Annotated in this window: 19 protein-coding genes; 11 read left to right on the plus strand and 8 right to left on the minus strand. The window is 73.7% G+C overall.

Going from position 1 to position 20549, the window contains the following annotated elements:
• Positions 1-210 precede the first annotated feature (210 nt).
• Together GT045_RS12170 and GT045_RS12175 are read left to right on the plus strand one after the other, a co-directional pair.
• Positions 211-453 (plus strand): hypothetical protein, encoded by a 243-nt coding sequence (locus GT045_RS12170; RefSeq protein WP_237538532.1) that lies wholly within the window; start codon positions 211-213, stop codon positions 451-453.
• Positions 454-470: 17 nt separating this feature from the next.
• Complete coding sequence (locus tag GT045_RS12175) at positions 471-1004, plus strand: hypothetical protein (RefSeq protein ID WP_161334163.1); 534 nt, start codon at positions 471-473, stop codon at positions 1002-1004.
• Between the two features lie 60 nt (positions 1005-1064).
• Here the strand turns inward: GT045_RS12175 and GT045_RS12180 are convergent, their stop codons facing one another.
• Positions 1065-2678 carry an FAD-binding oxidoreductase gene (locus GT045_RS12180; protein WP_161334164.1) on the minus strand — a complete coding sequence of 538 codons (1614 nt, stop codon included), beginning with the start codon at positions 2676-2678 and terminating at the stop codon, positions 1065-1067.
• A gap of 74 nt (positions 2679-2752) precedes the next feature.
• Between GT045_RS12180 and GT045_RS12185 the strand changes: the two genes are divergently transcribed.
• The 3 genes from GT045_RS12185 (at position 2753) to GT045_RS12195 (ending at position 6306) form a co-directional block, all read left to right on the plus strand.
• Positions 2753-3349: a TetR/AcrR family transcriptional regulator gene (locus GT045_RS12185; protein WP_161334165.1), complete on the plus strand. Its 597-nt coding sequence runs from the start codon at positions 2753-2755 to the stop codon at positions 3347-3349.
• A gap of 63 nt (positions 3350-3412) precedes the next feature.
• Positions 3413-4228 (plus strand): class I SAM-dependent methyltransferase, encoded by an 816-nt coding sequence (locus GT045_RS12190; protein WP_161297684.1) that lies wholly within the window; start codon positions 3413-3415, stop codon positions 4226-4228.
• Between the two features lie 56 nt (positions 4229-4284).
• Positions 4285-6306, plus strand: a complete 2022-nt coding sequence (locus GT045_RS12195) for a glycoside hydrolase (protein ID WP_161334166.1) — start codon at positions 4285-4287, stop codon at positions 6304-6306.
• On the opposite strand, the gene GT045_RS12200 is transcribed toward GT045_RS12195, so the two are convergent.
• The 3 genes from GT045_RS12200 to GT045_RS12210 all read right to left on the minus strand — a co-directional run bounded on the left by GT045_RS12200 (position 6263) and on the right by GT045_RS12210 (position 8828).
• Positions 6263-7285 carry a LysR family transcriptional regulator gene (locus GT045_RS12200; RefSeq protein ID WP_161334167.1) on the minus strand — a complete coding sequence of 341 codons (1023 nt, stop codon included), beginning with the start codon at positions 7283-7285 and terminating at the stop codon, positions 6263-6265. The two genes, GT045_RS12195 and GT045_RS12200, sit on opposite strands and share 44 nt — an antisense overlap.
• A 129-nt stretch (positions 7286-7414) precedes the next feature.
• Positions 7415-7843 carry a hypothetical protein gene (locus GT045_RS12205; RefSeq protein WP_161334168.1) on the minus strand — a complete coding sequence of 143 codons (429 nt, stop codon included), beginning with the start codon at positions 7841-7843 and terminating at the stop codon, positions 7415-7417.
• Positions 7844-8132: 289 nt separating this feature from the next.
• Positions 8133-8828, minus strand: a complete 696-nt coding sequence (locus GT045_RS12210; RefSeq protein WP_161334169.1) for a PepSY domain-containing protein — start codon at positions 8826-8828, stop codon at positions 8133-8135.
• A gap of 315 nt (positions 8829-9143) precedes the next feature.
• Here GT045_RS12210 and GT045_RS12215 point away from each other — a divergent pair, with 315 nt between their 5' ends.
• The 3 genes from GT045_RS12215 to GT045_RS12225 all read left to right on the plus strand — a co-directional run bounded on the left by GT045_RS12215 (position 9144) and on the right by GT045_RS12225 (position 11693).
• Positions 9144-10661: an MFS transporter gene (locus tag GT045_RS12215; protein WP_161291124.1), complete on the plus strand. Its 1518-nt coding sequence runs from the start codon at positions 9144-9146 to the stop codon at positions 10659-10661.
• A gap of 177 nt (positions 10662-10838) precedes the next feature.
• Positions 10839-11054 (plus strand): hypothetical protein, encoded by a 216-nt coding sequence (locus tag GT045_RS12220; protein ID WP_161291122.1) that lies wholly within the window; start codon positions 10839-10841, stop codon positions 11052-11054.
• 213 nt (positions 11055-11267) lie between these two features.
• Positions 11268-11693, plus strand: a complete 426-nt coding sequence (locus tag GT045_RS12225; RefSeq protein WP_161291120.1) for a pyridoxamine 5'-phosphate oxidase family protein — start codon at positions 11268-11270, stop codon at positions 11691-11693.
• A 54-nt stretch (positions 11694-11747) separates the two neighbouring features.
• Here the strand turns inward: GT045_RS12225 and GT045_RS12230 are convergent, their stop codons facing one another.
• Together GT045_RS12230 and GT045_RS12235 are read right to left on the minus strand one after the other, a co-directional pair.
• Positions 11748-12746, minus strand: a complete 999-nt coding sequence (locus tag GT045_RS12230) for a GDP-mannose 4,6-dehydratase (RefSeq protein ID WP_161334170.1) — start codon at positions 12744-12746, stop codon at positions 11748-11750.
• Positions 12747-12760: 14 nt separating this feature from the next.
• Positions 12761-13927, minus strand: a complete 1167-nt coding sequence (locus tag GT045_RS12235; RefSeq protein WP_161334171.1) for a UDP-N-acetylglucosamine--N-acetylmuramyl-(pentapeptide) pyrophosphoryl-undecaprenol N-acetylglucosamine transferase — start codon at positions 13925-13927, stop codon at positions 12761-12763.
• Between the two features lie 63 nt (positions 13928-13990).
• Here GT045_RS12235 and GT045_RS12240 point away from each other — a divergent pair, with 63 nt between their 5' ends.
• Positions 13991-14710 carry a response regulator transcription factor gene (locus GT045_RS12240; protein WP_161291114.1) on the plus strand — a complete coding sequence of 240 codons (720 nt, stop codon included), beginning with the start codon at positions 13991-13993 and terminating at the stop codon, positions 14708-14710.
• Entirely contained in the window at positions 14707-16113 is a 1407-nt protein-coding gene (locus GT045_RS12245; protein ID WP_345942621.1) for a HAMP domain-containing sensor histidine kinase, read from the plus strand. Before GT045_RS12240 ends, GT045_RS12245 begins: the two co-directional genes overlap by 4 nt.
• 132 nt (positions 16114-16245) lie before the next feature.
• On the opposite strand, the gene GT045_RS12250 is transcribed toward GT045_RS12245, so the two are convergent.
• Both GT045_RS12250 and htpG read right to left on the minus strand, forming a co-directional pair.
• On the minus strand, positions 16246-17430 hold the full coding sequence (locus tag GT045_RS12250; protein WP_161334172.1) for a S1 family peptidase: 1185 nt from the start codon (positions 17428-17430) through the stop codon (positions 16246-16248).
• Between the two features lie 308 nt (positions 17431-17738).
• Positions 17739-19649 (minus strand): molecular chaperone HtpG, encoded by a 1911-nt coding sequence (htpG, locus tag GT045_RS12255; RefSeq protein WP_161291110.1) that lies wholly within the window; start codon positions 19647-19649, stop codon positions 17739-17741.
• 257 nt (positions 19650-19906) lie between these two features.
• Between htpG and GT045_RS12260 the strand changes: the two genes are divergently transcribed.
• On the plus strand, positions 19907-20383 hold the full coding sequence (locus GT045_RS12260) for an SRPBCC family protein (RefSeq protein WP_161291108.1): 477 nt from the start codon (positions 19907-19909) through the stop codon (positions 20381-20383).
• Positions 20384-20549 lie beyond the last annotated feature (166 nt).

Raw genomic sequence — 20549 nt, forward strand, 5'->3', positions numbered from 1 at the left:
GCCGGCTCCGCGGGCCTCCGCGGCCTCCGTGGCCGCCGCGGGCCTCCGTGGCCGCCGTGGGCTCCGCGGCCCCACCGGCCCGGAGGCTCAACTTCCGTTTTTCGGGGGCGCTTTGGACACTTGCGCGGACGGCCTCGGGGTACCCGCCGGACACGTAGGACGGACATGACCCAGGACGGAAGGGGGAGGATCGTGTCTCGGCAGGAATCCTTGCACGACCAGGGAATCGGGGAGCTGGAGCCCGGCACGGGACAGCGTGAGCAGCTGCGGGTGCGCCTCGCGGACATCGCGTGGACCTGTCTGTGCGTGGTGCTGGCGGTCTGGGCGGTACTGGAGTCCGTCGGCTCCCTGAACGGGTCGGCGCGCTGGGCGTACGCGGGCGTGGCGTGGGTACTGCTGGGCGCGGCCTGCGTGGTGCGCGTGTCGGCCGTGCGGCGCCGGGCACGGGTGTGAGCCGGAGAGGCCCGGTCATGGAACGCGTCAGCACCTTTCTCGGCCGGCACGTCTGGCTGCAGCTGGTCCTCTCCCTCCTCGTCGCCGTGGCCCTGGTCACGCTCCTGTTCCCGGGCCCGTCGGTGCTGTCGGTCGCGGTGCGCACCACGATCACCTCGCTCGGTGCGATCGGCGTGTTCCTCGCCCGGCGGCGCCGCGAGAAGCGGGCAGCCGGCGGCTCGGCGGACGATCTCGTGGCGCTGGAGCTGAAGTTGCGCCACGGCGACGTGCCGACGGCGCCGCGGGAGCGTGCGGCCATGGACGCCCTGGTGACGCAGCGCCTGCGCCGCACGCGCCACCGCGTGGCCGCGTCGGTCTGCCTGGCGGTGCTGTTCACCGCCGTCGCCGTGCTGATGGCGCTGACCGGGACGGTGCGCCAGGCCGTCGGATACGCGGTGCTCACCGTGGTGTTCGTCGGCTGGAGCGTGCACCAGGGCAATGTGCAGCACCGGCGGCTGTGCGCCATGCACGCCGCCCTGCGCGACGACAGGCCCGCCCCTGTGACCCGGTAGCGCAGCGGTGACGGTGGACGCCGTCAGGCCGTACGGGCGATGGGGGCCGCCAAGGGTGGGTCACCGCTCCGGCAGCAGCACACCCGGGTTGAGGATCCCGGCCGGGTCCAGGGCCGTCTTGGCGCCCGCCAGCGCGGCGGCGAAGGGGCCGGGACGCTGGCGGTCGTACCAGGGGCGGTGGTCGCGGCCGACCGCGTGGTGGTGGGTGATCGTGCCGCCGGACGTCTCGATCGCCTCGGACACGGCGGCCTTGATGTGGTCCCACTGCGCCACCATGCCGCCCCAGTGGCCGGGTGCGTACACGCCGAAGTACGGGGCGGGGCCGTCCGGGTAGACGTGGGTGAACCGGCAGGTGACCAGTCCGGGGCCGGTGACCTCGCGCATGGCCTGCCGTGCCGCCTCGGTGACCGCCCGGTGCAGGGTCTCGAAGGTGTCCCAGGTGCACGCCGTCTCGAACGTCTCGGCGATCACCGAGTGCCGGGCGAGCGCGTCGCGCTGGTAGGGCATGCGCAGGAACGCCGAGCGCCATGTCTGCGCGGCGGGGTCACCCGCGCCGTCCCCGGGCCCGCCGTCGTGGGCCGCGCCGGAGGCCGCCGGGCTCCCGGCGGAGGGCTGTCCGCCGTGGTCGCGGCAGAGTTCCAGTGCGCGTTCCAGGTCGCGGTGGACCGGATGGTCGGCGGACTCGAAGCCGAGGACGAGCACCCCGCCGCCCACGCTCACGCCCGCGTTGAGCAGCGCTTCCGTGGCGTCCAGGAGCCGGCAGTTCGCCGGGTTCAGGCCGCTCTGCGCGATCGCCCGGGTGGCGGCCACGGCCGCCGCGAAGTCGTCGAACCGCACCGAGGCCCCGGCGCGCCGGCGGGGGCGTTCCCGCAGCCGCATCCACGCCTCGGTGATGATGCCCAGCGTGCCCTCGCTGCCCAGGAAGAGCCGGTCCGGCGACGGGCCCGCGCCGGAGCCGGGCAGCCGCCGGGACGCGCTGATCCCGCTCGGCGTGACGACCCGCATCGACTCGACGAGGTCGTCGATGTGGGTGTACAGCGTCGCGTAGTGACCGCCCGCGCGCGTGGCGAGCCAGCCGCCGAGCGTGGAGAACTCGAACGACTGCGGGAAGTGACGCAGGGTCAGGCCGTGCGGCCTGAGCTGGTTCTCCAGGTGCGGGCCGAGGACGCCGGCCTGGATCCGCGCGGCCCGGCTCGTGGTGTCCACCTCCAGGACCCGGTCCAGGCGCTCCAGATCCACGGTGACCACGGCGCGGTGGCCGTCGCACCGCGGTTCGACGCCGCCGACCACCGAGCTGCCGCCGCCGTAGGGGATCACCGCGACGCCCTCCCGGCCGCACCAGTCGAGGAGGTCGGTCACGTCCCGTTCGTGCCGGGGCCGGGCGACCAGGTCAGGTACATGGCGCAGGTCGCCCTCCAGGTTGCGCACCACGTCCCGGAACGCCTTGCCGTGCGCGTGGGCGGCCCGGTCGGCCGGGTCGGCGGAGCACAGCGCGGCGAGCGCGGCGGGTGCGGTCACCCGGGGAGCGGGGATGCCGAGCGAGGCGACGGCGGGCGGCTCATGACCGGTCGGATCGCCCGGCACCAGCGCCCGTACGCGGTCCAGCAGCGCCCGCAGTTCGGCTCCTTCGACCGCGTCCTCGACGTTCCCCCAGCCCCACCACGACCGTGTCATGACGCCGCACCACCCTCTGAATTGACCCATGGGTAAATTACCGAGCGGTCACATGGTGGGGTACGCTGCCCCTCATGGGCAAGGCCGGAACCAAGGGCGTCTCCCGCGCGGAGCGGGAGCGGCAGATCACCGACGTGGCCGTGGAGGAGTTCGGCACCCACGGCTACGCGGGCGTGACGGTCGCCGCCGTCGCGCGGCGTGCGGGGATCTCCAAGCCCCTGGTCTACAGCTACTTCGACACCAAGGACGGCCTGTACCTCGCCTGCGTCCACCGGGTCGGCGCCCTGCTGGTGGACGCTGTGACCGCCGGAGGGGCCCGCAGCGGCTCCACGGACCATGCGCTGGACACCCTCCGCGCGATCTTCGCCACGGTCGAGCGGCACCGGCACGCCTGGTCCCTCCTCTACGACCCCGCGCTGCCGCCGGACGGTGAGCTGCGCGAGACCGTGGGCCGCTACCGCGGGCGCCTCGCCGCCATGGGCGGCGCGGGCGCCGCCCGGCTCCTCGCCCGCGCCGGACACGACGACCCGCTCGACCACCAACTCCTCAACGACGTCTGGCAGTACGCCGTGACCGCCGTGATGCGCTGGTGGTCGGACCACCCGGAGCAGAGCGCGGCCGACATGACGGCCCGTTGCGCGCGCCTGCTCACCGCGCTGGGCGCCGACTGAACCGTTCTGTACCGTTGTGTACGGTTTGTGGCGCGCACGGCCGCCTGGGCAGGAGGTCCGGTCATGACGAGTTCACGCACGGGCGGATCGGCGCCCGGGGAGGGCCGCTACGGCGAGGCCCTGTTCACGCCGGACGGGCCGCGGGAGGCCGAGCGGATCGACGCCGCCGCGCTGGTCTACGACCCGGTGACCACGCACCGGCTGCGGGCCCTGGGCGCCGGGCCGGGCAGCCGCTGCCTGGAGGTGGGCGCCGGCACCGGGACGGTGGCGCGGTGGCTGCTGGAGGAGGCGGGTGTCGACGAAGTGGTCGCCCTGGACCGGGACACCGGCTCGCTGGACGCCCTCGCGACACCGCGGCTGCGGGTGGTCACCGCCGATCTCACCGACGAGACCCTGCGCCCGGGCCGCTTCGACCTCATCCACGCCCGGTTCGTCCTCATGCACCTCCCCCAGCGCCGCCGGATCATCACCCGGCTCGCGCGGTGGCTCAGCCCCGGGGGCCGGCTGGTGCTGGCCGACGCCCTGGAGGTGCCGGTCGCCCTGGACTCCACGGCCGCCTACCGGCGCACCATGGACGCCATGTGGCGGGCCCTGCGGTCGACGATCGGCACCGACATCTCCTCCGTCCCGGCGTACCCGCACTTCCTGAGGGAGGAGGGGCTGCTCGACGTCGCCGCGGAGCTGTACAGCCCGCCGCTCGTGGCCGGCGGTCCGCTGGCTCTCTTCTGGGCCGAGACGTGGAACCGGATGCGGCCCGCCCTGGAGGAGACCGGTCTGGTGGACGCGGCGGTCGTCGACGAGGCCGTCGCGTACCTGTCCTCGCCCCGGCTCGCCGAACTCGGACCCGGCATGGTGATGGCCTGGGGGCGGCGCGGCTGACCGCGGACGACACGTTCTTAGAAGTCTCTTATCCCCGGCCGCCACCGTGTCCGGCCATGAGGACGAGGAAGACCGGCAAGACCAGGAAGACCACGAAGACCACGAAGACCACGAAGAAGATCGTCGCGCTCGGCGGTGCGCTCACGGTGGTCGGTGTGGTCGGCACGGCCACCGCTTTCGGCACGGGCACCGATGCCCGTCGGGACGTCGAGGTGCACGGGGGCCGGGTGACCGTTCCCGTCGCCGGCGGACACGCGGTGGTCGACACCGCGACACTGGCCGTACGCGCCCGCGCCGACGACGGGCGGACCTGGCAGCTCTCCGCGCCCGCGGCGGGCGGACTCGGGCCCGCCGGACAGGTCTCGGTGCACGGCGGCACAGCGACATGGCGGTACGGGGAGCAGGGACTGACGGTCACCGCGTCCGCGCGTGCCGGGCGGCTGGCGGTGTCCGTGCGCTCGGCCCGCCGGTCAGGACCCACGCTGACCTGGCCGGTGACCGGCGGCGACCCGGCCACGAAGGACATGCAGATCCCGCGCGGCGAGGGGCTGTCGGTGCCGGTCGCCGACCGGTGGTGGAACTCGGCGCGGGCCGGGCTCGCCGGCTCGGAGTCAGGCATGGCCGACGGCCTGACCATGCCGTTCTGGGGCACGAGTCTGCCGGGCCGGCACGGCGCGAGCTACATCGCCGAGACCGACATCGGGACCACGCTGAAGTTCGTCTCCGCCGGCGGCCGGCTGCACGCCGAGACCGAGCACGCGTTCTCGGCCCGGGAGGACACGGCGGAGTACCGGGTCACCTTCGCCCTCACCGACGGCTCGCCGGTGGCCGCCGCCCGCGACTACCGCGCCTGGCTGACCGCCCACGGCGGCATCACCACCCTCCGGACGAAGATCGCCCGCAACCCCGAGGTGGGCAGGCTGGTGGGTGCCTTCCACGCCTACACCTGGGGCGAGGCACGGACCGCCGAGGGCGTCCGCCGGCTGCGGCGGCTGGGCATCGACCGGATGTGGCTCGGCTACGACGCCGACGGCTCCCCCATGGACGCCGGGGCGGCGCGGGCGGCCGAGCGGGCGGGTTACCTCGTGGGGCCCTACGACTCGTGGGCCAACGCCCAGGACCCGGCGTCGGCCCACACCCCGGTCTCGAAGTGGCCCGCCCCGGTGTGGCCGGACGCCTGTGTGCACAGAGCCGACGGCAAGCCCGTCACCGGCTTCGGCGGACGCGGCTGCTACGTCAGCTCGGAGGCGCTGCGCCGCACCGAGCCCACCCGGCACCTGCTCGCCGACCGCACCCGGGAGATGACCGCGAACGGCGCCGACAGCTACTTCCTCGACGTCGACGCCGCCGGCGAACTGTTCACCGACCACACCCCGGCACACCCGATGACCAAGGCCGAGGACCGCCAGAACCGGCTGGACCGCATGGCCCGGCTGTCCGGCGACCGGAAACTGGTGCTCGGTTCGGAGAGCGCCGGCTCGTGGGCGAACGGCGTGCTGGCGTTCAGCCACGGTTCGGGCACCCCGGTCACCGACCGGCTGTGGGCGCTGGAGAGGGACCGCGCGACGTGGGGCGGCTACACGCCCGCCGGGGCGCCCGGGATCTACTTCAAGCCGGTCCGCCTCCCGGACGACGTCGCCAGGGCGATGTACGACCCGCGGTACCGCGTTCCGCTGTACCAGACGGTGCTCCACGACTCGGTGATCAGCACCGAGCGCTGGGAGCTGCCGTGGTCGAAGCTGCCGGACCAGAGCCGCACCCGCGCGCTGCTGGCGATGCTCTACGACGTGCCCCTCAACCTCGTGCTCGACGGTCCCGAACTCGATCGGCACGGTGAGCGGATCGCCCGGCTCCAGAAGTACTTCGCGCCCCTGCACCGGGCCGCCGCGACCGAACCGATGACCGATTTCCGCGTGCTGACACCGGACCGACAGGTGCAGCGGACCACCTTTGGTGACGGCGTGCTGACCGTGACCGCCAACTTCTCGGCCGTCTCCCACGACGGCCTGCCCGGCGGCTGCGTCTCGGCGGTGGTCAGGGGCGGCGAGGCACGGCAGTCGTGTCCTGCCGGCCTGTGACGATCCGGTGCGCCGTGCCGCGCGTGTCCGACGGCTCCGGCGGGGCGGGCACGCGCGCACGCGCCAGCCACTGCCGGTAGGCGGGCGCGTCCCGGGCCACCGTCCAGTAGGCCCGCGCCAACTCCGGGTAGGCGTCGTCGAGTTCCGCCTCGGTGCGGGCGGCAAGCAGCAGCCGTACCCCGATCGGGTCACCCTCCAGGGGGCGGATCGCGCAGTCGGGGCGGGGGTGGGCCGTCGGCTGGCTGATCGTCACCACCTCGCCGATGGCGGCCAGCGAGTACGCGGTGAGGTAGTCGCCGTGCAGGATCTCGGAGTCCAGGCCCGCCGCGCGGAGCACCCGGCACAGCGCGTCCCACTCGCCGTCGACGGTGGAGTCCACCATCCAGCGGTCTCCGGCGAGGTCCGCCAGGCTCACCTGGTGCCGCGCGGCCGCCGGATGGTCCGCGGCGAGCGTGACGAACTGCGGTTCCCGCTCGACGAGCACGCGCACACCGAGGCCCGGCGGAACACGCAGCGGGCTGCCCTCGACCTCGTGCACGAAGGCCATGTCGAGCCGGCCCGCCGCGACCATGTCCAGCAGGGCGTTGGCGGACACGCTCATCTGCAGCGCCGGTTCGATCCGCGGCACCCGCGCCCGCAGCAGCCGGAGCCAGCCCGGGATGGCCCGGCTGGCCGTGGCTCCGATGCGCAGCTGGAACCCGCCCGCGGCACGGGCGGCGGCCGCCCTGGTCTCGGTCACGATCGCCGCGAACTCCGCCACCAGCGGCCTGGCCCGGCTGAGTACGGCCAGCCCCAGGGGGGTGGGCCGGCAGCCGGTCCGGGCGCGCACGAAGAGCGGAGCGCCGAGGGCCCGTTCGATGCGGCCTAGCTGAGTGCTCAACGAGGGCTGCGCCAGGCCGAGTTCACGGGCCGCTTTGTGCAGACTGCCGGTGTCCGCGATGGCGCAGACCACGCGCAGGTGCCTCACCTCCAACTCCATGGAGGGAGCGTAGGACTGCGCGCGACACCACACCAGATGTTCAAGTTCCAACGAATTTGATCGAAAGTGAAGAAGTCGGTCGCTGTCACGCACGCCCGGCCCCGCGCGGGGCGGGGCCCTGGCAGCGCGTCAGATACGGCCCTGGGTCAGCCGGGTGAGCGGACCGTGCGTCTGGCGCTCGGCCCTGCGGCCCCACGTGTACGACGCCGCGCTCAGCGCGGTGAGGCCCGCGCCGACACCGGCGGCGATCAGCTTGCGGTGAGCGATCACCGTCCAGGCCGTCTTGGCCGTGGCCGCGACCTGGCCCGACGCCGTGACGATCGCCTGGCGCCCCGATTCGACGCCCCGGGCCGCCGTGCGGGCCGCCGCGCCGGTCGCCTCGGCCGCGCGTGCGGTCCCCGACTTCGCGGCGGACACGGCGTCGTCCGTCGTCGCCACCGCCTTCTTGGCCGCGCGGCCGGCCGGCGCCGTCGCCTTGTCCGCCGTCCGCCGGGCCTTCGCCGCGGTCTCCTGCTCCGGCGCGGAACGCTTGCCCGTCTCGCTGTTCGATTCAGTCATGGGCTTCGCGTTGCCCGTGCCTCGCGGGACAAACCTGTCCCTGCCCCGCACCCCGCATGGCCCCGCTCCCGAAGCCGCCGGCCGGGCGTACGCCCGGCGGAGCATGCGCGGCGGAGCATGCGCGGTGGAGCATGCGCGGCGGCTGCCGGACGATGCCGTGCGCGAGACCGGGGCGCCGACCCGGGCCCTCCCCAAAGGCCCTTCCGCACAAGGCACAAGGGCCACGGGCGGCTCCGAACACCGCCGCTGCGCCGGCCAGGCTGGTGCGTCGCTGCGCGCGTGCGCTCCGTCAGTCCCGGTCGACGTGCTCCCGGAGCACCTTGCGGTCGGTCGCGTCGATGTCGTACGTCGTCTTGTTCCAGTCGTCGGTCGAGACGACGTCGACGGACCAGATCGGCGTGCCCGCGTCGGTGTCGTCGAGTTCGACGGCGGTGACGGTGCCCTTGGTCTTGTCGGTGGCGGTCTGGGCGGCCTGCTGCGGGGTCACGGTGGCCTTCTTCAGCCAGTCGGCCATGTCCCGCTTGTCGTCGTCGTCCTGGTCCGTCTCGGCCCGCGCCTTGCCGGCCTTGCCGGTGACCGCGTCGACGCGGACGGTGCTGGCGGCGCCGTCGGAGGTGGCCACCTCGGTCTTCCAGCGGGGCCGGTCGGCCGGGCCCTTGAGCTTGATCGAGACCAGCTCGGACTTCGGTACGGCCGCCACCGCGGCGCGCAGTGCCTGCTCCCAGCCGGTCTTGGCCTTGGGGATGACCTCCTTGCGCTCCGTCTGATCGTCGGTGAGACCGCTCGGGCTCGCCGAGGGCGAGGAGGACGTCGCGGCTATCCGGGCGGCCTCGGCGGCGCCGGTCTGCGCGGCGTCGCCGCCGGCGTCATTGCCGCACCCGGTGAGCAGGGCTCCGGCAGCGGCTGCCGCGGTGAGCAGAACGGTGCCGCGCGAGACGGCTCGGGACGTACGCTGCGAAGCGGAGTCGTCACTGTTAGTTACCATATGGGCAGTTTATGCGAGATGTCTTTTCTGCGCCCGGTGGAGCCGCCCGGGGACCGCACCACGACCCCGCGCCACCCGGCGCCCGGGAGCCGCGCCGCAGACCCGCGCCACCCGGCGCCTCGGGCCGCGCAACGGACCGCGCCACCCGACCTCCGACCGGCCGTCCGGACGGGTTCCGTGGCAGGCCGGGGGATGTGTGCCCGGACCGCACGGGGGAACTTGTCCCGCCCGGGCGGGGGCCGGGAAATCCTGCCCGCCCAGGCGGGGGACGGGGAACTTGTCCCGCCCGGGCGGGGGGCGGTGAGAGGAGGCGATGTGACGGCGTCCACGTCAGCCGCGGGAGGCCGGGAGCCGGCTGCCCGGGAGGACGGCTACGAGCCGGACCCGAACCGCTGGCACGCCCTGTGGGTCACGCTGGTGGCCGGGTTCATGAGCCTGCTCGACGTCACGATCGTGGCGGTCGCCCTGCCCACCATCCAGCGCGACCTGCACGCCTCCCCCGCGCAGGTGCAGTGGGTGGTCTCCGGCTACGCCCTGACCTTCGCCCTCGCCCTCGTCACCGCCGGCCGTCTCGGGGACGCCCTGGACCGGCGCCGTATCTTCCTGCTCGCCCTCAGCGGGTTCGTGCTCTTCAGCGCGGCCTGCGGGGCGGCACCGGACATCACGCTGCTGGTCGTCGCCCGCCTCGCCCAGGGCCTGGCGGCCGGGTTCATGGCGCCCCAGAACTCCGCGCTCATCCAGCAGATGTTCCGTGGCGCCGAACGAGGGCGCGCCTTCGGCCTCTTCGGCGCCACCGTCGGCATATCCTCCGCCGCCGGCCCCATCACCGGCGGCGCCATCCTCGCGCTCGCCTCCGGTCCCCAGGGCTGGCGGTGGATCTTCTACGTCAACGTCCCCATCGGCATCCTCGCCGTCCTCCTGGGCCGCCGGCTGCTCCCCCGCGTCCGCCGCACCGGGCGGGGCCGGGTGGACGTGCCCGGCGTGCTGCTCCTCGGCGCCGGCGTCCTCGCGCTCATGTACCCGCTGGTACAGGCCGAATCCGGCGGCCTCACCCGGCTGTGGTGGCTGTTCGTCGTCGGTGCGGCGCTCCTCGTGCTCTTCTCCCGGTGGCAGCGGCGCCTCGTCGACCGGGGCACCCAGCCGCTGCTGGACCCCCGCCTGTTCACGACCGTGCGCGGCTACGCCGTCGGCGCCGGCATCGGCACGCTCTACTTCATCGGCTTCAGCGGCGTCTGGCTGGTCTTCGCCCTCTTCTACCAGCGCGGCCTCGGCTTCTCGCCGCTGCGCTCCGGACTCGCCGTCACGCCCTTCGCCCTCGGCTCGGCGGGCGCGGCCGTGCTGTCCGGCCGGCTGGTGGAGCGGTACGGCCGTCTGCTCACCGTGTGCGGTCTGGCCGGCGTGATCGCGGGCCTGGGCGGCACGGCCCTGCTGCTCCGGTTCACACCCCTCGGTCTCGCCCCCTGGGTCGCCGCCCCGGTGCTCTTCCTCGGCGGGGTCGGCAGCGGGTTCGTGGTGTCCCCCAACATCACCATGACCCTCCGGGACGTACCGGTGCGCATGGCGGGCGCGGCGGGCGGCGCCCTGCAGACGGGGCAGCGGCTCGGCGCCGCCCTCGGCACCGCCGCCCTGCCCGGCCTCTTCTACCTGGTGCTCGGCAGGAGTCACGACTACCGCGGCGCCCTGGTCACCGCGCTGGGTGCCGGACTCGTGGGCATGGCGGCGTCCCTGGCCCTGGCGACGTTCGACTGGCAGCGTGACCGGCGGACGCAGCAGCGGCACCGCAAGTGCCCCGACGAGGTCGCCAACGACCCCGTGCACGCCCGCCAGACCTGACCCTGACCGCCTCCGCCCCGGCCCGGGACCTACCCCGGGTGCGGCGCGGACGGCTCCCGACCGCGCCTGGCGGGAGGGCCATCAGGGTGGACCGGGGCCGTGTCGGGGCGGGCCGGACGGGTGCGGTTGGCCATGCTGGCCGGAGGCGGCACCCCACGCGGCGACAAGGAGCACAGCATGCCGACGGATTCCCTCGACCGGTTCCTGGCGGCGCTGGACCCCGAGCACCGGCAGGACGTGGCCGCGAAGCCGCGCGAGGAGCAGGCACGGCTCGCGGCGGCCTGGGAGCGGGAGCTGGAGTCCGACGACGAACTGGACACGCTCGACGAGTTGTCCCCGCCGGCGGCGGAGGCCGAAGCGGCCCGCCGCGTCCTGGAACGCGGCACCGACTGAAGGACGGCGGCTGAACGACGGCGACCGGAGGACAGCGGGTGGTGGACGGCTGCCGGAGGACGGCGGCCGGGGGCAGCGGGTGGAGGACAGCGGGTGGTGGGCGGCTGCCGGAGGACGGCGGCCGGAGGACGGCGGCTGGAGGACGACGGCCGGGGGCAGCGGGTGGAGGACGGCGGCTGGAGGACCGCGGCCCCGCCGCGTAGGGTCGGACGCGTGACACTCTCCTCGAGCGAACGAGAGCAGTTCCTGGCGGAGCCCCACATCGGCGCGCTGTCGGTGGTCGAAGGGCCGGACCGCGCCCCGCTGACCGTCCCCATCTGGTACCAGTACACGCCCGGCGGCGAGCTGTGGGTGCGGACCGGGACCGATTCCCGCAAGGCACGCGCGATCCGCGCCGCCGGCCGCTTCAGCCTGATGGTGCAGCGCACCGAACCGAGCGTGCGCTACGTGTCGGTGGAGGGGCCGGTCAGCAGAACCGCGCCCGACAGCCCCGAGCTGTCCTGGGAGATGGCCGCGCGGTACCTCCCCCGGGACAAGGTGGCCGCCTTCGTGGAGTACGACCGGACCCGGCTCGGCGAGCACTTCGTCATCTACCTGCGCCCCGAGCACTGGGTCTCCGCCGACCTCGGCTCCTTCTGAGGAAGAGCCCCGGAGCGTGCGGGGCCCGTGGCCGGCGCCGTCGAGCCGGGTCGGTCAGACCGCGTAGCGGCCCGGGGCGAACAGGTGGAGGTGGTCGCGGACCCAGTCGGAGGTGTGGCGCAGCCCCTCCGCGAGCGGGACCTCGGGCTTCCACGACGCCCAGCTCCGGGCGCGGGAGTTGTCCGACAGCAGGCGGTGGACCTCGCTGCCGGCCGGCCGCAGGCGCGCCTCGTCCACGACGATCTCCGCGTCCCGTCCGGACGCCGCTATGAGCCCGCGGGCCAGGTCGCCGATGGAGATCTCCTCACCTGTGCCCAGGTTGACGACCTCGCCCAGCGCACGGTCGCACTGCGCCACGGCGAGGAAGCCGCGGGCGGTGTCGGTGACGTAGGTGAAGTCACGGGTGGGCGTCAGCGAACCGAGCCGTATCTCACGGGCACCGGAGTGCAGTTGGGCGAGGATCGTCGGGATCACCGCGCGGGCCGACTGGCGGGGGCCGTAGGTGTTGAAGGGCCGCACGACCGTCACGGGCAGTCCGAAGGCGTGGTGGTGGGAGAGCGCCGTCATGTCGGCGCCGATCTTCGAGGCCGAGTACGGGGACTGCGGCTGGAGCGGATGGTCCTCGCCGATCGGGACGGTCAGGGCGGTGCCGTAGACCTCGCTGGTGGAGGTGTGCACCAGGCGGCGGACGCCGTGGCGGCGGCATGCCTCGGCGACGTTCTCGGTGCCGGTGACGTTGACGGCGACGTAGGCGCCCGGGGAGTCGTAGCTGTAGGGGATGCCGATCAGGGCGGCGAGGTGGAAGACGGTGTCGCAGCCGGCCACGGCGTCCGTCACGCGGCCGGGGTCGCGCACGTCGCCCGCGAGCAGTTCGACGCGGGGATCGTCCAGGAGGTGGGCCAGGTTGCCCTTCTCGGCGTACGGCTTGTAGTGGACGAAGGCGCGGACGGCGGCGCCCTGCTCGAGGAGGAGGTCGACGAGGGTGGAGCCGATGAACCCCTCGGCTCCGGTGACGAGGACGGTACGGCCGCGGAAGAAGTCGGTCGTGTGCATGGTGGTGGCCTTTCTCAGTGTGCGGTCGGGACGGGGGCGGGCAGCCGGTGGCCGGCGAGCCGGAGGACCTTGACCGCCAGCCGGTCGGCGGCGTCGCGGTGGTGGGCGCCGATACCGGCCGTCGTGGCGGCGCTGGCCATGGCGTGCAGGCGGTGCGGGTCGGCGAGCAGGGAGCCGGCGAGGGCGTCGAGGGACGCGGCGGTGGTGTCCTCGTCCCGCAGCAGCACGCCCGCCCCGACACCGGTGAGGGTGCGGGCGTTGTGGGTCTGGTGGTCGCCCGGGGCGTGCGGGTAGGGGACGAGTACGGCGGGCAGGCCGATGGTGGCCAGTTCGGCGACGGTCGCCGAGCCCGCACGGCACACCACCAGGTCGGCCGCCGCGTACGTCTGGTCGATGCGGTCCAGATAGGCCACCGCCTCGGCGACCCGGTCGGCGCCGGTGGCACGCAGGCGGGCGCGGGCCGCGTCCAGCGCCGCCGGCCCGGTCTTGATCAGGAGCCGTACGTCGGTGCGGTCGCGCCAGCGTCCGGCCAGGCCCACGGCCGCCTCGGTGAGCCGGGCCGCACCGAGGCTGCCGCCGTTGACCAGGAGCAGCCGGGCGTGCGGCGGGACGCCGAGGGCGCGGCGGGCGTCCGCGCGCCGGGCTTCCCGGTCGAGGGTGGCCAGCGGCCCGGTGAGCGGCATGCCGACGAGGTCCGGCCGGGTGGAGGCGGGCAGGTGGTCCCCGCCGGCCTCGAAGGCGAGCGCGACATGCGGGGTGAGCCGGGCGGCGAAGGTGTTGGCCCGGCCTGGCACGGCGTTCGACTCGTGGATGAGACTCGGGAGCCCGGCGAGGCGGGCGCCGAGGATGACGGGAGCACTTGGGTAGCCGCCCATGCCGACGGCGGCCTGCGCGCCCTGTTCCCGCAGGATGGTGCGGCACTGGCCGGCCGACCTCAGCAGCGCTGCGGGCAGGGTGAAACGTTTCACGCCGAGCGAGCGGTCGAAGGGGATCATGTCGACCGTGTGGAGCCGGTACCCGGCCTCGGGTATGAGCCGGGTCTCCAGGCCGCGCTCGGTCCCGACGAACGAGATCGCCGCGCCGGGCACCCGGCGGCGCAGCGCCTCGGCGAGGGCGAGCCCCGGATAGATGTGGCCACCGGTGCCGCCGGCACCGATCACGACGGAGAGCGGAGTTTCCATGCCCGGCACGGTCCCGGGCCGTTCTAAGAGGCTTCTAAGAGGGCTCTTTGGCAGGCTGGGTCCATGAACACCGCAGCTCAGGAACCCGCCCCCGGCGTCGCCGCACGGGTGCTCGTCGTCGACGACGACCCGGAGGTACGCGCCGCCCTGGAGGACGGACTGGCCCTGGAGGGCTTCACCGTCCGGGGCGCGGCCGACGGGCACGCCGCTCTGGCGACGGTGGCGCACTGGGAGCCGGACGCCCTGGTGCTGGACGTGATGATGCCGGTGGTGGACGGTCTGGCGGTGTGCCGGCGGCTGCGGGCGCTGGGCGACCGTACCCCGATCCTGGTGCTGACCGCGCTCGACGCGGTCAGCGACCGGGTGGACGGCCTGGACGCGGGCGCCGACGACTACCTGGTGAAGCCGTTCTCGCTGGTCGAGCTCGCGGCGCGGCTGCGCGCCCTGCTGCGCCGGGCCGGTCCCGGTGAGCCGCCCCGGCCGAGCGGGCTGCGCTTCGGCGACCTCGTCGTCGACCCCGAGAGCCGTACGGCGGTGCGGGCGGGACGGCGGCTGGAGTTCACCCGGACCGAGTGGGCCCTGCTCGACCTGCTGCTGCGTCACCCCGGCCAGGTCCTGGAACGCGAGACGATCATGCGCTGGGTGTGGGGCCGGGACCTCGGCCCCGACTCCAACTCGCTGGCGGTGTACGTCGGATACCTGCGCCGCAAGCTGGAGGCCGACGGTGCCTCCCGCCTCGTCCACACGGTGCACGGCATCGGCTACATGCTGGACGAGCGGTGAGCGGCCCGCGCCGGCACCGCCGCCCCCCGCTGCGCCGCCGGCTGGCCGTGACCGCGTCGGCCGCGGTGGCGGGCGTGGCGCTGGCGGTGTGCGCGGGCGCCTACGCCGTCACCGCCTACACCCTGCACCGCCAGTTCGACCTGCAGCTGACGCAGGCGGCGACGCTGGCGGTCCAGCAGTACCGGCAGGAGCGGCCCGGGGTGCAGGCCGGCGAGTGCCGGTACCTGGCCGCGCCCGCCTGCGCGCAGCTCGTGCCCGCCTCGGCGGCGGACGACCCGCGAGAGGGCTATCTGCTGCCCGTGACCGACGCGGTGCGCCGGGTGGCCGGACGTCAGCGGGCGCCCTTCTACAGCACGGCGTCGGTCGCCGGTCATCCGGTGCGGGTGCTCACCACGCCCGCCGGTGCGGGGGCGGCGATACAGGTGGCGCTGCGGTCCGACGGGGTCCGGCGGGCCGAGCGGCAGGTCGCCGGGCTGCTCGCCGTGATCGGCGGGGCCGGGGTGCCGGTGGCGGCGCTGCTGGGCTACTGGGTGTCCCGTTCGGGGCTGGCCCCGGTGGCCCGGCTGACCTCGACGGCGGAGCGGATCACCGCCACGCGCGACGCCGGGCACCGGATCGAGCTTCCGGCCGCCGCGGGGCGCGGCCGGGAGGACGAGATCACCCGGCTCGCGGTCAGCTTCAACACCATGCTCGACGCCCTGGAGGAGTCACTTGCGGCGCAGCGGCGGCTGGTCGCCGACGCCTCGCACGAGCTGCGCACCCCGCTGACGGCGCTGCGCGCGAACGCGGAGATCCTGCTGCGGTCGCAGCAGCTGACCCCGCGCCAGCGGGAACGGGCGACGGGCGCGCTCAGCCGCCAGCTGCGGGAGGTGACCACGCTGGTCAACGACCTGATCGACCTGGCTCGCGACGAGGAGCCCCGCCAGGCCCTCGAACCGGTGCGGCCGGTGGCGCTGCTGGAGCACACCGTGGCCGCCGCCCGGGACCACTGGCCGCAGGTCGCCTTCGTACTGGACGGCGACCCGTCCGCCGCGTCCGCCCTGGCCGCTGCTGTGCCGAACCGGCTGACGCGGCTGTTCTCCAATCTCCTGGACAACGCGGCCAAGTTCTCCCCGCCGGGCGGTCGGGTCGAGGTCCGCGCGCTGCGGCCGGCCGGGGGCGGACGGCTGGAGATCACCGTGCGCGATCACGGCCCCGGTATCGACACGGCCGACCTGCCCCATGTCTTCGACCGCTTCTACCGGGCCCGGACCGCGCGCGCCCTCCCCGGCTCGGGCCTGGGCCTGGCCATGGCCCGCCAGATCGCCCACACCCATCACGCGGAACTGACGGCACATCAGGCACCGGGCGGAGGTGCCCTGTTCCGCGTCGTACTGCCGGTCGAAGCGCCCCCGGCGGTGTGAGGTGCCCCCGGGGCCGCCCCCGGCCACCGGCACATCCGATGCGCCGGTGGCCGGAACAGCAGTGAGTTGCTGGTGGCCGGAACAGCAGTGGCCGGTGGCCGGAACGGCCGTGGGTGGCCGGTGGGGGCGCGGTCAGCCGGTGTACGTGTGCAGGGTCAGGCCGTAGCGGTTGAGGATCTCGTTGACCGGCTGGAACCAGGTCTCGCCGCCGCTGGTGCAGTTGCCCCAGCCACCGGACGTGACGCCCTGGGCCTGGTCGCCGCTGATGAAGGAGCCGCCGGAGTCCCCGGGTTCGGCGCACACGCTCGTCTTCGTCACCTCGTGCACCGCGCCCTGGCTGTAGTTGACGGTCTCGTCGAGGGCGAGGACGGTCCCGCAGTGCCAGTGGGACGTCGATCCCGAGCGGCACACGGACGAGCCTACGGGCGCCACGGCCGAGCCGCGCACGAGCTGGTCGGACACGGTGCCCCAGCCCAGGACGACGGGGACCGTCCACCAGCCGCTGCCCACGCTGACCCAGGCGTAGTCGTTGTCCGGGAACGAGGAGCCCTGGAAGCTGCCGACGTAGGAGCCGTCCCAGCCGCTGACACCGGCGCCGGGCTGCCCGCAGTGCCCCGCGGTGACGAAGCCGCCGTACACCGAGAAGCCGATGGAGCAGCGGACGTTGCCGGTGTAGTAGGGGTCGCCGCCGACCGTGCCCGCGGCGAAGGTGCGTGGGGCGGCGGAGACGGTCCTGACGGAGACGGCACCCGCCGCGCGGGCCTGGGTCAGGAACCGGCGGACATCGTTGTCGGAGCGGTCGCGCCGCACCACGTCCACGACGACAGCACCCGCCACCGGGTCGACGTGCCAGCCGCTCACCCCGGGAGGGGCGGACAGCCGGTCCAGGCGCGCCTTGACGGCGTCCAGTTGGCGGGCGGTGTGCGCGGCCGTGCGGATCTCGGCCCCGTACGCCCTGAGTGTGCGGCGCGAGTCCGCGGAGGCGTCCGGGGTGAGCGCCACCGTCAGACGCCCCCGCGCGGCGTCGAACCAGGAGCCCGCGTAGGCGGTCCCGGCCGCCCGGCGGGCCCGGGGAGCGAGGGCCGCGGCGGCCCGCTCGGCGGCGATCCGGGCCTCGGCCTGCTTCCGCGTGAGGCCGAGATCGCGCTGCATGGCGGTGACGACTCCGTCGGAGGCCGGCCGGCGGGACACCGCGGCCGCCGGGCCGCCGGCCACGGCCGGGCCTGCGTCCGCCGCGGGGAGTGTCGCCGCCGTGCCCGCTCCACCGAGGACCAGGAGCGCGGACAGTGCGGCAATCGTAAGTCTTCTGCGTCGCATGGGAGTTGCCCTTCGTCGTTCCAGGGGTGGGGTGGAACAGCCGAATACTGAGAGCGCTCTCATCGTTGGCGCAGCAGAGCCTAGTTCTCCGGACGCGTCAGGTCCATGCCAATGCGGAAATCATTGCGACGGGATGCCACCGCGGACCGCCGCCCGTCGGATGCCGGGGGCTCACGGCGTGAGCAGATGGTCCCGCTCCACCAGAGGGGCGCCGTCGTGCCGGACCGGCCGGACCGCCTCCTGCCTGGTGCGGTGGTGGAGGTCCCCGATCCCGGCCGGGGGACCCCCGGCCGGGACTCGGTGACGGACTACAGCGCGCGCTCCAGACGGTCCGCCATCAGCTTGACGAACCGGGCCGGTTCCTTGGGCTGGCCGCCCTCGGCAAGCACCGCCAGGCCGTGCACCAGCTCGGCGGTCTCGGCCAGCTCCGTGCGGTCCTCGCGCTCCTTGTACGCCTGGTTGAGGCCCTTCACCAGCTGGTGGTCCGGGTTGAGTTCCAGGATCCTCCTGGCGCCGGGCACCTCCTGGCCCATCGCGCGGTACATGTTCTCCAGGGCCGGGGTCAGGTCGCCCGCGTCGGAGACGACGCAGGCCGGGGAGACGGTGAGGCGGGAGGAGAGGCGGACCTCCTTGATGTCGTCGCCCAGGTGCTCCTTCATCCAGCCGAGCAGCCCGGCGTACTCCTCGCTCTGCTTCTCCCGCTCGGCGTCGGGGGCGTCCTCGTCCTTGGCGTCGAGGTCGATCCGCCCCTTGGCGACGGACCGCAGCTTCCTGCCCTCGTACTCGCCGACGGCGTCGGCCCACACCTCGTCGACGGCGTCGGTGAGCAGGAGCACCTCGATGCCCCGCTCCCGGAACGCCTCCATGTGGGGGGAGTTCTCGATGCTCTGCCGCGACTCGCCGGTCAGGTAGTAGATGTCCTCCTGACCCTCCTTCATCCGCTCGACGTACTGCTTGAGCGTGGTCGGCTCGGAGTCGTCGTGCGTGCTGGCGAACGAGGCCAGGGCGAGGACGGCGTCGCGGTTCTCCGGGTCGGTGATCAGCCCTTCCTTCAGGACCGTGCCGAACTCCCGCCAGAACGAGGCGTACCTCTCAGGGTCCTTGGCCATCATGTCCTTGACCGTGGACAGCACCTTCTTCGTCAGCCGTCGCCGCATCATCTCGATGTGGCGGTCCTGCTGGAGGATCTCGCGGGAGACGTTCAGCGAGAGGTCCGCGGCGTCGACGACCCCCTTGACGAAGCGGAGGTACGGCGGCAGCAGCGCCTCGCAGTCGTCCATGATGAACACGCGCTTGACGTACAGCTGCACACCGCGCCTGGCGTCCCGGGTGAACAGGTCGTGCGGGGCGTGGGCGGGCAGGAACAGCAGGGCCTGGTACTCGAAGGTGCCCTCCGCCTGGAGCCGGATGGTCTCCAGCGGGTCCCGCCAGTCGTGGCCGATGTGCTTGTACAGCTCGTGGTACTCGTCGTCGGACACCTCGTCACGGGGGCGCGCCCACAGCGCCTTCATCGAGTTGAGCGTCTCGGGCGCGGGCGCCTCGCCGCTCTCGCCGGAGGTGCCGGAACTCTCGGGCACCATCCGGATGGGCCAGGTGATGAAGTCCGAGTACCGCTTGACGATCTCCCTGATCTTCCACGGGGAGGCGTAGTCGTGGAGCTGGTTCTCCGGGTCGGCGGGCTTGAGGTGGAGCACGACCGAGGTGCCCTGCGGAGCGTCGTCGACCCTCTCCAGCGTGTACGTGCCCTCGCCGCGTGACGTCCACCGCGTGCCCTGGCTCTCACCGGCGCGCCGGGTCAGCAGGGTGACCTCGTCCGCCACCATGAAGCCCGAGTAGAACCCGACGCCGAACCGGCCGATGAGACCGTCCTCGCCGGCCGCGTCCTTGGCCTCCCGCAGCTCCTGGAGGAACCGCGCGGTGCCCGAGTTGGCGATCGTGCCGATGAGCTGCCCGACCTCGTCGTACGACATCCCGATGCCGTTGTCCCGCACGGTGAGCGTACGGGCGTCCTTGTCGATGTCGATCTCGATGTGCGGGTCGGACACGTCGGCGTCGAGCGAGTCGTCCCAGAGTTTCTCCAGACGCAGCTTGTCCAGCGCGTCGGAGGCGTTGGAGACGAGTTCCCGCAGGAACACGTCCTTGTTCGAGTACACCGAGTGGATCATCAGCTGCAGAAGCTGACGTGCCTCTACCTGAAACTCAAACGTCTCGGTCGGCATGTTCGCGAATACCTCACAGGTCCTGTCGCCGGAGCTGGTGGCAGACACTGTAAAACACCACGTCAAGGCGGTGGCCGGAATGCGGGGGCGGTGGCCGGATCCGCACCGTTCGGGCCAGGCGCGGCGGCCGGAGGTGCACACGGCCGGCCTGTCGGTCATGACCGCCGGTTCCCTGGGTACCCGGCAGTTCCCGACCGGGCCGGCTGCGCGGGCCCACGGGGTTTCGCACAGCCGAGCAAGTGAACGGAGGCGCAGAGATGAGCAAGGTCAAGGAAGCAGTGGAAGTCGACGTCCCGCTCCACACCGCCTACAACCAGTGGACCCAGTTCGAGGACTTCCCGAACTTCATGGAGGGCGTCGAGGAGATCACGCAGCTGGACGACCGGCACAACCACTGGACCACGAAGATCGGCGGGGTACGCCGGGAGTTCGACACCGAGATCGTCGACCAGCTGCCCGACGAGCGCATCACGTGGCGCACCACCAGCGGCGACACCACCCAGCGGGGCTCTGTCCGCTTCGAGCGCCTGGACGACACCCACACCAAGGTCGAGCTGGTCATGGAGATCGAGCCCAGTGGCGCCGCGGAGAAGGCCGCGGATCTGCTCGGGACGATCGACCGGCGGGTCAAGGGCGACATGAAGCGGTTCAAGAGCTACATCGAGGACCGCGGCGGAGAGTCCGGCGGGTGGCGTGGCCGGATCCGGCCCGGCGACACCGGCTCGGCACTCTGAACCACCGGTCGCCCAGCCCGGCGGGACCGCCGGGCCGCTGACCGCCGGCGGAGCGCCGCCACCGCGCAGCACGAGCGGCCGGATCCCTCGGGTACCGGCCGTCGCGGCGCCCGCGCCGGCGAGACCGGCCCTCTGAACGCGACCGCCCGGCCCGCCCCAGGGCCGG

It is taken from the genome of Streptomyces sp. SID486 (assembly GCF_009865385.1).
In the GTDB taxonomy this organism is placed as follows: Bacteria; Actinomycetota; Actinomycetes; order Streptomycetales; family Streptomycetaceae; genus Streptomyces.